Source organism: Streptomyces sp. NPDC051740 (assembly GCF_044453165.1).
Classification (GTDB): Bacteria; Actinomycetota; Actinomycetes; order Streptomycetales; family Streptomycetaceae; genus Streptomyces; species Streptomyces atrovirens.
On sequence record NZ_JBITCL010000004.1, the window covers coordinates 455,788 to 468,545 of the forward strand.

At 74.5% G+C, this 12,758-nt stretch carries 1 protein-coding gene; it reads left to right on the forward strand.

Annotation, left to right across the window (positions count from 1 at the left end):
• Window positions 1–54: 54 nt before the first annotated feature.
• Window positions 55–12,758 (forward strand): amino acid adenylation domain-containing protein (locus tag ACIA6T_RS09965; RefSeq protein WP_399446056.1); only part of this gene is annotated, 12,704 nt, incomplete at its 3' end.

The following is a 12,758-nucleotide window of genomic DNA, read 5'->3' on the forward strand; positions in this document are numbered from 1 at the left end:
TTCACGCACCGCAGTTCCACGCACACCGCAGCGCCCTGGGGGATGGGAAGCACCGTGTCCGACGTCAGCAACACGTTCCACACCGTGTCCGCCGCGCAGACTGGCATCTGGGTGGCCCAGCGCATGGCACCCGACAACCCCTTCTACAACTGCGGTGTCACCTACACGCTCACCGGACGGCTCGACCAGGACGCCCTGCGCCGGGCCGTCACCCGGGCCGTCGCCGAGACCGAGACGCTGCGCACCCGGTTCCACGACACGGCGGACGGCCCCCGGCTGACCGTCGAGCCGGCCGGTGAGCCCGAACTGCACGTCGTCGACCTCACGGACCGGCCGGAGGCGGAGGCCGAGATCGAGGCCTGGACGGCCGCCGACCTCGACCGGGCCACCGACCTCGGCCGTGAAGCACCGTACACGCACGCCCTGTTCACCACCGGGGAGCGGCGCAGCGTCCTGTACTTCCGCTACCACCACATCGTCCTGGACGGCTTCGGCCAGCACCTCTACATCCGCCGGCTCGCGGAGCTGTACACCGCGTTCGAACAGGGCCTGGCCCCGTCCGCACCGACCGCCGTACCTCTCGCCGACCTGCTCGCCGAGGACGCCGCCTACCTCGCCTCCGAGCGGCACGCCACGGACGCGGCCCACTGGCTGGCCGAGTTCGCCGACCACCACGAGGGCACCCCGCTCGCGGGGCGGGTCGCCCCTGCCACGCCGAGCACACTGCGCCTGGTCACGCCCCTGTCGCCGGAGGTCCTCGGCCCCTTCGCCGACGGCGGTGTCGGCAGCCTGTCCGCTACGGTCGTCGCCGCCACCGCGGCCTATGTGCACCGCCTGCTCGGCCGGTCCGAGATCATCGTCAACATGCCCATGGCCGCGCGGCGTTCGCGCGCGGAACTGAGCACACCCGCGATGCTCGCCAACGAGGTCCCCGTCCGCCTCACCGTCCGCCCGGACGCCACCTTCGCCGACCTCGTGGACCAGGCGGAGGAACGGATCCGCCGGACCATCCGGCACCAGCGCCACCGCGGCGAGGCCCTGCGCGCCCGGCTCGGCCTGTCCGCCGAGGCCGGCGCCCTGACCGGCCCGCAGGTCAACGTGATGGCCTTCGACCAGGAGACCCGCTTCGGCGCCTGCACCGCGGTGCGCCGTCAGCTCGCCAACGGCCCCATCGCCGACCTGACGGTCAACGCCTACCGCACGCCCGGCACCGGTGAGACACAACTGGAGTTCTGCGGCAACCGCGAGCTCTACACCGAGGACGAACTCGCCCGCCACCAGGACCGGTTCACCACCTTCCTGCGGCGCGCCACGGCCGACCCCGGCCGGCCGGTCGCCGCCCTGGAACTGCTCACCGACGCCGAACGCGAAACGCTCCTCGACGTCTGGAACGCCACCGCGCGCGAGCGGACCGCCGCCACCCTGCCCGTGCTGTTCGAGACGCAGGTGGCCCGCACCCCGCACGCACCCGCCCTCCACCACGACGGCGGCACCCTCACCTACGCCGAACTCAACACCCGGGCCAACCGCCTCGCCCACCTGCTCCTCACCCGGGGGACGGGCCCCGACCAGCACGTCGGCCTGGTGCTGCCGCGCTCGGCGGACCTGGTCGTCGCCCTGCTCGCCGTACTCAAGTCCGGCGCCGCCTACCTGGCCGTCGACCCGGACTACCCGGCCGACCGCATCACCCACATGCTCGGCGACGCACGGCCCGGCCTCGTCCTGACCACCACCGAACTCGCCGCCGGCCTGCCGCCGCACGGCGGGGACGTGCTGATCCTCGACGCCCTCGACACCACCGGCCGGCCCGCGCGCAACCCCACCGACGCCGACCGCCCCCGGCCACTGACCCCCGCCCATCCGGCGTACCTCGTCTACACCTCCGGATCCACGGGCGTCCCCAAGGGCGTGGCAGGCCTCCACGAAGGCGCCGTCAACCGGCTGCTGTGGTTCGGCGAGGAGTTCCCCTCCGACGGGCGGCCCGTGCTTGCCAAGAGCTCCCTCAGCTTCGTCGACGGCACCACCGAACTCCTCGGCCCGCTCGTGCACGGCGTGCCCGTCGTGCTCTGCGGCGCCGAAGCCGCCCGCAGCGCCGCCGCGATGACCGACCTCGTCGCCCGGCACCGCGTCGGCCGCATCACCCTCGTGCCCAGCCTCCTCGCCGAACTCCTGGACGGCGACGACGCCGGTGCCCTCGCGCCGTGCACGCTGTGGGTGACCAGCGGCGAGGCGCTGCCCCCGGCCCACGCCGACGGGTTCCGCGCCGCGCTGCCCGGAGCCCGCCTGCTGAACCTGTACGGTTCCTCCGAGGCCAGCGGCGACAGCCTGTACGCCGACGTCACCGCCGGCACCGTGCGCATCGGCCGCCCCATCGCCAACACCCGCGCCTTCGTCCTCGACGACGCCCTGCGCCCGGTCCCGGCCGGCACCGTCGGCGAGCTGTACATCGCGGGCGTCGGCCTGGCCCGCGGCTACCTCGGCCGGCCCGGCCCGACCGCCGAACGATTCGTGGCCTGCCCCTTCTCCGCCACGGGCGAGCGCATGTACCGCACCGGCGACCTGGCTCGCTGGACCGCCGACGGACAGCTTGACTACCTCGGACGCGCCGACCAGCAGGTGAAGGTGCGCGGCTTCCGCGTCGAACCGGCCGAGATCGAGGCGGTCCTGGCCGCCCACCCCGCCGTGGAGCACGCCGCCGTCGTGCTGCGCGAGGACCGTCCGGGCGACAAGCGGCTGGTGGCCTACGTCGTCGGCGGCACCGACACCGGTGAGCTGCGTGCCCGAGTGGCCCAGGCCCTGCCGGACTACATGGTGCCCTCCGCGTTCGTCACGCTGCCGGCGCTGCCGCTCAACCCCAACGGCAAGCTGGACCGGGCCGCCCTGCCCGCACCCTCCTTCACCTCACGGGGCGGCGCCCCGCGCACCGCCGCCGAGACCCGGCTGTGCGACCTGTTCGCCGAGGTCCTCGGCGTGGAGCGGGCCGGCGTCGACGACAGCTTCTTCGACCTCGGCGGCGACAGCGTCCTGGCCCTGCGGCTCGTCTCCCGGGCCCGCCGTGCGAACCTCGCCCTCACCGCCCGCGACGTCTTCGTGCACCGCACCGTCGAGGCCCTCGCCGCCGTCGCCCGGCCCACGGCGGACACCGGGACGTACACGCTGCCCGAACCCCTGCCGCGGCACGAACTCGCCCTCGTCGACGCCCCGCCCGGGGCCCGCGTCCTGCCGCTGACGCCCCTTCAGGAAGGCCTGCTCTTCCACAGCGTCTTCGACGAGGACCAGCCCGACCTCTACACCGTCCAGGCCGTCCTCGAACTCGGCGGTCCGCTCGACACCACCGCCCTGCGCGCCGCGGCCGCGACCCTGCTGCACCGGCACGACGCGCTGCGCGCCGGATTCCGGCACGAAGGACTGAGCCGCGCCGTCCAGGTCGTACCGGCCGAAGTCCCCCTGCGATGGCGGGAGGAGACGGCCGAGGACGAGCAGGCGCTGGACGCGTTGCTGGCACGGGAGCGCGCCACGCGCTTCGCCCTGGACCGGCCGCCGCTCGTGCGCTTCCTGCTGGTCCGTACGGCGGCCGAGCACCACGTCCTGACGCTCACCGCCCACCACACCGTCGTCGACGGCTGGTCCCTGCCCGTCGTCGTCCGCGACCTGCTCCACACCTACGCGGGCGAGCGGCCGCTGCCCGAAGCACGGTCCTACGGGGACTACCTGGCGTGGCTCGCGGCACAGGACACCGAGGCCGCCCGGCAGGCATGGACCGCCGCGTTCGACGGGTTCGAGGAGCCCGCCCTGCTCGCACCGGCCGTGCCCGGCCGCACCCCCGTGCCCCCCGCGCACGTGGAGCACGACCTGCCCGCCGAGCTCACCGACCGCCTGGGACGGCGTGCCCGCGAACTCGGCGTCACCCTCAACTCCCTGACCACGGCCGCCTGGTCATTGGTCCTGTCCCGGCTGCTGGGCCGCACCGACGTGGTGTTCGGCACCACGGTGGCCGGCCGCCCCGCCGAACTCGGCGGCGTGGAGGACATGGCCGGCTTGTTCATCAACACACTGCCCCTGCGCGTCCGGCTGGACCCTGCCGAGCCCCTCGGCTCCCTCGCCGCACGCATCCAGCAGGAGCGCGCGGCCCTGCTGGAGCACCAGCACATCGGTCTCGCCGACTTCCAGCGGTGGACCGGGATCGGTGAACTCTTCGATACCTCCATGGTGTTCGAGAACTACCCCCTCGACCGCGCCGCCCTCGGCACCCTGGCCGACCGGGCCGGTCTGCGGCTCCTGGACGCCCGTGCCCACGAGGGCGCCCACTTCCCGCTGAGCCTCGTCGTCCACCCCGGCGAGCGGCTCCGGCTCAGGATCGACCACCAGCCCGACCTGATCGGGGCCGCCGAGGCCGAGCGGACCGTCGCCCGGCTCGCCCGCGTCCTGGGCCAGTTCGCGGACGACCCCTCGACGCCCGCGGGACGCGCGGAGGTCCTCGCCGACGCCGAACGCGTGACGCTGCTCGAAGAGTGGAACGCGACCGACCGCGCCGTGCCCGCCGACGCGCTGCCGCAGCTCTTCGAGGCCGTCGCGGCCCGCTCCCCGCACGCCACGGCCGTGCTCTGCGGCGACCGCGGACTCACCTACGGCGAGCTCAACGCCCGGGCCAACCGTGTGGCCAGGCTGCTGGCCGAGCAGGGGGCGGGCCCCGGGCGCCGGGTCGCCGTCCGGCTGCCGCGCTCCGCCGACCTCGTCACCGTGCTGCTCGCCGTGGCCAAGTCCGGCGCGGCGTACGTACCGCTCGACCCGGACTTCCCCGCCGACCGCATCGCGTACATGATCGAGGACTCCCGGCCCGTCCTCGTCGTGGACGAGAACTGGTTGGAGGGCGCCCGCACCGAGGACCGTGCGCCGGACAACCTGGCGCCGGTCCCGCCGCACAGCCCCGCGTACGTGATCTACACCTCCGGTTCGACCGGCCGCCCCAAGGGAGTGGTCGTCGGGCACGCCGCCCTGGTCAACTTCCTCGACTCGATGGCAGGGCTGTTCGCCCTGACCGTCGAGGACCAGCTGCTCGCGGTCACGACGATCGGCTTCGACATCGCCGCCCTGGAGCTGTACCTGCCGCTGCTGGCAGGCGCACGCGTGGTGCTCGCCGACAAGGACACCACCCGGGACCCGCAGGCGCTGGCCGACCTGATCGGCACCTCCCGGGCGACGGTGATGCAGGCGACACCCAGCCTGTGGCGGGCCCTCACCGACGAGTTCCCGACGGCACCCGCCGGGCTGCGCGTCCTCGTCGGCGGCGAGGCACTCCCCGCCGACCTCGCAGGCCGCCTGCTGGCCACGGCCCGGTCGGTCACCAACCTCTACGGGCCCACCGAGACCACCGTCTGGTCCACGGCCGGCGAGGTCGCCGGTGACAGCGCCGCACGCGGCTCCATCGGCCGCCCCGTCGGCAACACCCGCGTCTATGTGCTGGACTCGGCCCTGCGCCCGGCGCCCGCCCACGTGCCCGGCGAGCTGTACATCGCCGGCGCGGGCCTGGCCCACGGCTACCTGGACCGGGCCGGCCTCAGCGCCGAGCGGTTCGTCGCCGACCCGCACGGCGCCCCGGGCACCCGCATGTACCGCACCGGCGACCTGGTGCGCTGGTCGGCCGACGGCGAGCTGGAGTACCTCGGCCGCGTCGACCACCAGGTGAAGGTGCGTGGTTACCGCATCGAGCCCGGCGAGATCGAGGCCGCCCTGCTCGGCCACGCGGCGGTGTCCCGGGCCGCGGTCGTGGTGCGCGAGGACCGCCCCGGCGACAAGCGCCTAGTGGGATACGTCGTCGGCACAGCTGCCCCCGAGGAACTCCGCGCCCACCTGGCGCGGACCCTCCCCGAGTACATGGTCCCGTCGGCGTTCGTCACGCTGGACGCGCTGCCGCTGACCCCCAACGGCAAGCTCGACCGGGCGGCCCTGCCCGCCCCCGACCTCACCGGCGCGGTCCTGGGCGCGGTGCCCCGCACCGCGCTGGAGAAGACGCTGTGCGCCCTGTTCGCCGAGGTCCTCGGAGTGCCCGAAGTCGGCATCGACGACAGCTTCTTCGCCCTCGGCGGCGACAGCATCGTCGCGGTCCGCCTGGTCGGCCGCGCCCGCCGGGCCGGACTGCGCGTCGCCGTCAAGGACGTCTTCGCCCACCGCACGGTCGCCGCGCTCGCCGAGGCCGTACCGCAGGGCGCGGACGACACCGCGGCCGACGTACCCGGCGACACCCCCCTCGACGTACCCCTCGGCGCGGAGGAACTGACCGCGCTGCGGGCGCACCTGCCCGCGTCGGCCGAGGTGCTGCCGCTGACCCCGCTCCAGGAAGGTCTGGTCTTCCACAGCGTCTTCGACCAGTGCGCCCCCGACGTCTACACCGTGCAGGTCGCCGTCGAACTCCTCGGCGCGCTCGACGTGCCCGCCCTGAAGGCCGCCGCCGCCGCGCTGCTCGCCCGGCACGACGCGCTGCGCGCCGGCTTCCCCACCGAGGGGCTCAGCCGGCCCGTGCAGGTGGTCCACGCCGACGTACCCCTGGACTGGCAGGAGACCGGGGCCGCGGACGAAGAGGCGCTGCACGGGCGGCTCGTCGGCGAGCGCGAGCGCCGCTTCGACCTCGACCGGCCCCCGCTCGTCCGCTTCCTGCTCGCCCGCACCGGCACCGAGCGCGCCGTGCTGGCCCTGACCGTGCACCACGCCGTACTCGACGGCTGGTCACTGCCCGTGCTGCTGCGCGAGCTGCTGGAGCTGTACCGCGGCACCTCCGCGCCGGCCGCGCCGCGGCCCTTCGCCGACCACCTGCGGTGGCTCGCCGGGCGCGACCGGGGCGCGGCCGAACAGGCCTGGCGGGAGGCGTTCGCAGACGTCGAGGAGCCGACGCGGATCGCCGCCGCGTTCGCCGGCCGGGTTCCGGTCCGGCCGGAACGGGTGGAGACCGCCCTGTCCGCTCCTGCTACGACGGCACTCACCGAACGGGCCCGCGCCCTCGGCGTCACCCTCAACTCGGTGGTCGAGGCGGCCTGGGCGCTCACGCTGTCGCGCACCCTGGGCCGCGACGACGTCACCTTCGGCGTGACCGTCTCCGGACGGCCCGCCGAGATCGACGGCATCGAGGACTGTGTCGGGCTGTACATCAACACCGTTCCGCTGCGGGTGCGCCTGAACCCGGCCGAGCCGCTCGGCGACCTGCTGCGGCGCGTGCAGGGTGAGCGGCAGCGGCTGCTGGAGCACGAGCACACCGGGCTCAGCGACATCCAGCGCGCGGCCGGAATCGGCGAACTCTTCGACACCTCCGTGGTGTTCGAGAACTTCCCGCTGGACGCTGCCGCCTTCACCGAGCTCACCGAGACGGTCGGCCTGCGGGTCGGCGAGGTCCGCGCGCACGACGCGGTGCACTACCCGCTCGGCCTGGTCGTGGTCCCCGGCGACACCCTGCGGCTGCGCCTCGACCACCAGCCCGACCTCGTCGGCCACGCCACCGCGCAGGCCGTGGCGGACCGGCTGGTGCGCATCCTCCAGGCGCTCGCCGAGGACTCCGGCCGGCCCACCGGGCGACTCGACGTGCTCACCGCCGACGAACGGCGGCTGACGCTCGACACCTTCAACGACACCGCCCACCCGATCGCGCCGGCCACCCTGCCCGCCGCGTTCGAGGCGCAGGTTGCCCGCACCCCGGACGCCACCGCCGTCGTCTTCGAGGACACCCGGCTGACCTACGCCGAGCTCAACCAGCGCGCCAACCGGCTCGCCCGGCTCCTGGTACGGCAGGGCGTCGGCCCCGAGCGGCGGGTGGCGATCGCCCTGCCCCGCTCCATCGAACTCGTCGTGGCCGTCCACGCGGTGGTGAAGGCGGGCGGCGCCTACCTGCCCGTCGACACCGACTACCCGGCGAACCGCATGGCCCACCTGCTCACCGACGCCGCCCCCGAACTGGTGCTGACCCGCGGCGACGTGGCCGGCCGGCTGCCCGCGTCCGCCGCCGCGCACCTGCTCGTCGACGAGGCCGACACCGCCACGCTGCCCGGCACCGACCTCACCGACGCCGACCGCACCGTGCCCCTCGGCCTCGCCCACCCCGCCTACGTCATCTACACCTCCGGCTCCACCGGGCGGCCCAAGGGCGTCGTCGTCAGCCACGCGGCCATCGCCAACCGTCTGCTGTGGATGCAGGACGCGTACGGGCTCGACGCCACGGACCGGGTCCTGCAGAAGACCGCGTCCGGCTTCGACGTGTCGGTGTGGGAGTTCTTCTGGCCGCTCGCCGTGGGCGCGACCCTCGTCGTCGCCCGGCCCGAGGGACACCGCGACGCCGCCTACCTCGCCGGGCTGATCCAGGCCCAGCAGGTCACCACAGTGCACTTCGTGCCGTCCATGCTCCAGGCCTTCCTCCAGGAGCCCACGGCGATGTCCTGCACCTCGCTGCGCCGCGTCGTGTGCAGCGGCGAGGCCCTGCCGCGCGACCTGCAACAGCAGTTCCACCGGCTCCTGCCGGCCGCACTGCACAACCTGTACGGTCCCACCGAAACCGCCGTCGACGTCACCGCCTGGGACTGCGCCCCGGACGACACCGGCACCTCGGTGCCGATCGGCCGGCCCATCTGGAACATCCGGACGCGGGTGCTGGACGGCGGGCTGCGGCCGGTGCCGGTCGGCACCCCCGGCGAGCTGTACATCTCGGGCACCGGCCTGGCCCGCGGCTACCTCGGCCGGCCCGACCTCACCGCCGAGCGCTTCGTCGCCGACCCGCACGGACCGGCCGGCACCCGCATGTACCGCACCGGCGACCTGGCCCGGTGGCGGGCCGACGGCGCGCTGGAGTACCTCGGCCGCACCGACCACCAGGTCAAGATCCGCGGCCTGCGCATCGAACTCGGCGAGATCGACACCGCGCTGGCCGGCCACCCGGACGTGGCCTGGGCGCAGACGGTGGTGCGCGAGGACCGCCCCGGCGACCGTCGCCTCGTCGCCTACGTCCTGGCCGCGCACGGCCCGGTCGAACACGGCCCGCTGCACGACCACCTGGCGGCCACGCTGCCCGCGTACATGGTGCCGTCCGCCTTCGTCACCCTCGACGAACTGCCGCTGACGCCGAACGGCAAGCTGGACCGCAGGGCCCTGCCCGCCCCGCAGCTGCCGGCTTCCGGCGGCGGCAGGACGCCGCGCACCGAGACCGAACACACCCTGTGCGGCCTGTTCGCCGAGGTGCTCGGCCTGCCCGGGGTGAGCGTCACCGACGGCTTCTTCGACCTCGGCGGCGACAGCATCATGTCGATCCAGCTGGTCGGCCGCGCCCGGCAGCGGGGACTCGTCCTCACCGCGCGCGACGTGTTCGAGCAGCGCACCGTCGAAGGCCTCGCCGCCGTCGCGGCCCGCGCCGGATCCGGCGCCACCGAGGAGCCGGACGTCGCGGTGGGCGCGCTGCCGCTGCCGCCCATGGCCCACTGGCTGGCCGAACGCGGCGGTCCCGTCGACGGGTTCGCCCAGTCCCTCGCGGTGAGCGTGCCCACCGGACTGGGCCGCCGGGAGCTGCTGACGGCCCTGGAGGCCGTCCTCGACCACCACGACGCCCTGCGGACGCGCCTGTCCGACGGCGAGCCGTGGTCCCTCACGGTCGGTGAACGCGGCTCGGTGGCGGCCGGTGCGCTGCTGCGCCGCGTCGGCGCGGAGGGGGCCGGTGACGCCGAGCTGGACGAGCTCATGACCGAGCACGCCACGGCCGCCCGGTCCCGGCTCGCGCCGCGCGACGGCGTCATGCTCCAGGCGGTGTGGTTCGACCGTGGCCCGGCCGCGTCCGGCCGACTCGTCCTGGTCGCCCACCACCTGGTGGTCGACGGCGTGTCATGGCGCATCCTGCTGTCCGACCTCACCGACGCCGGACGGGCGGCCACCACCGGCCGCGCCCCCGCGCTCGCCGCGCCGAGCCTGTCCTACCGCTCCTGGTCGCGGCGTCGCCACGCGGCAGCCGCCGACGGGGTGTATCGCGCACAACTTCCCTACTGGCGAGCCGTACTGACGGATCCGGGCAGCGCCGCGCCGGATGCCCGTGGTACTGCAGGCATCCCCGCCCCCGACCCCGCCCTCGACACCCACGGCACCGCGGCCTCACTGCGGCTCAGGCTGCCCGCCGAGGTGACGCGGGCCGTCCTGACCACCGCGGCCACCCGCTACCGGGCGCGTCCCCACGACGTCCTGCTCGCCGCGTTCGCGGCGGCCGTCACCGCCTGGCGCGGCACCGACGACCCGACCGTGCTGGTCGACCTGGAGGGCCACGGCCGTGACGCGCTGGGCGCGGACGACGCCGATGTCTCCCGGACCGTGGGCTGGTTCACCAGCCTGTACCCGGTGCGGCTCGACGCGGGCGCGCCGGACGCCGAGGCGCGTGCCGGACTGCGCGCGGGCGGGCCCCGGGCCGACCGGCTGCTGAAGCGCACCAAGGAACTGTTGCGCGCCGTGCCGGACCACGGCCTCGGCTACGGCGTACTGCGCCACCTCGACACACAGGCCCGCGCCGAACTGGCCACGCTGCCCACGCCCGCGCTGGGCTTCAACTACCTGGGCCGCGCGACCACGGGCGACGAGTCCGGCTTCGGCGTCCTGCCCGGCAGCAACGGCATCGGCGGCTCCGCCGACGCCGGCCTGCCCCTCGCCCATGCCGTGGAACTCAACGCGCTGGCCGAGGACGGCCCCGACGGACCCGAACTCGTCGCCACCTGGACCTGGGCCGGCCGCCTGTTCGACGAGGACCGCGTGCGCCTGCTCGCCGAGGAGTGGTTCGAGGCCCTGCGCGGCTTCGCCGCCCTGGCCGACCGGCCGGACGCGGGAGGCCTGACGCCCTCCGACATCGCCCCCGCGCGGCTCGGCCAGCGCGAGATCGAGGAACTGGAGCGACGCTTCACCGGCCGCCTGGAGGACGTCCTGCCGCTCTCCCCCCTCCAGGAGGGGCTGCTCTTCCACCACTCCTTCGACGAGGAGTCCGGCGACGTCTACACCGTGCAGCTCGCCGTCGACATCGAGGGCGAGCCGGACACCGCCCGGCTGCGCGCGGCCGCGGTCGCGCTGCTGGAGCGGCACCCCAACCTGCGGGCGGCCTTCCTGCACGAGAACCTGAGCACCCCGGTGCAGGCGGTGCTGCGCGACGTGCCGCTGCCCTGGCAGGAGGCCGACCTCGGCGCACTGGACGAGGTCGAGCGGGAGCGCGAGGCCCGGCGGCTGCTCGACGCCGACCGCACCCGCCGCTTCGACCCCGCCCGGCCCCCGCTCGTGCGGTTCACCCTGCTGCGGCTGGGCGACCGGAGCCACCGGCTGGCGATCACCTCGCACCACGTGCTGTGGGACGGCTGGTCCCTGCCCGTCGTCGTACGCGAACTGCTGGAGCTGTACCGGGGCGAGGACCCGCTGCCGCCGGTCAGACCCTACCGGGACCACCTCGTCTGGCTGGCAGGCCAGGACCGCGTCGCCGCCGAGGCCGCCTGGCGCGAGGCCTTCGCCGGATTCGAGGAGCCGACACTTGTCGCCGCCTCCGACCCCGGCCGCACCCCACTGCTCCCGGGCACCGTCGAGGCGGCCCTGCCCGCCCCGCTCACCGCCCGGCTGACCGAACGGACGCGCACGCTGGGCGTCACGCTCAACTCGGCCGTCCAGACCGCCTGGGGACTGCTCCTGGCCCGCCAACTGGGCCGCGACGACGTGGCGTTCGGCGTCACCGTCTCCGGCCGCCCGGCCGAGGCGGACGGTGCGTGGGACACCATCGGCCTGTTCATCAACACCGTGCCGACGCGGCTGCGCGTCGACTCCGCGGAGCCCGTCGGCGAGCTGTTGGCACGCGCCCAGCGTGAGCAGGCCCGACTGCTGGAGCACCAGCACCTCGGGCTCGCCGACATCCAGCGCGCCATCGGCTTCGGGGAACTCTTCGACACGTCCCTCGTGTTCGAGAACTACCCCCTGGACGCCGAGACCCTGAACACCGTCGCGGCCGGAACCGGCATCGAGCTCACCGGCGCCCGCACCCGTGACGCCGTGCACTACACCTACGGCCTCGTCGCCACTCCCGGCGAAGAACTGCACTTCCGCCTCGACCACCAGCCCGGCACGGTCACCGAGCAGGCGGCACGCACGGTCATGGACCGCTTGCTGCGCATCCTGACGGCCATGGCGGAGGAACCGGAGCTGCCGGTCGGACGCATCGACGCGCTCGGCGCCGATGAGCGTCGGATGCTGCTGGACGACTTCAACGCCACTGGGCGTGTGGTGTCCGTCGGTACGTTGCCGGAGTTGTTCCGGGCGCAGGTGGGGCGGACTCCGGATGCGACGGCGGTGGTGTTCGAGGGTGTGCGGCTGAGTTATGCCGGGTTGAACGCCCGTGCCAACCGGCTTGCGCGGCTGCTGATCGCGCACGGGGCGGGTCCGGAGCGGTGTGTGGCGGTGTCGCTGCCGCGGTCGGCCGATCTGGTGGTCACGCTGCTGGCCGTGATGAAGGCGGGGGCGGTCTACGTCCCGGTCGATGCGGAGTATCCGGCGGAGCGCATCGCGCACATCCTCGACGATGTCGCGCCCGTACTCGTGGTCGACGAGGCCTGGCTGGCTGCCGCTGATCTCTCCGGCCGTTCGGCCGATGACCTGGCCCCCGTTGATGTGGCGTCGCTGGCCTACGTGATCCACACGTCGGGTTCGACGGGCCGGCCGAAGGGTGTCGCGGTCTCGCATCGGGGTATCGCGAGTCTGGCTGCCGGGCAGATCGAGCGTTTCGCCGT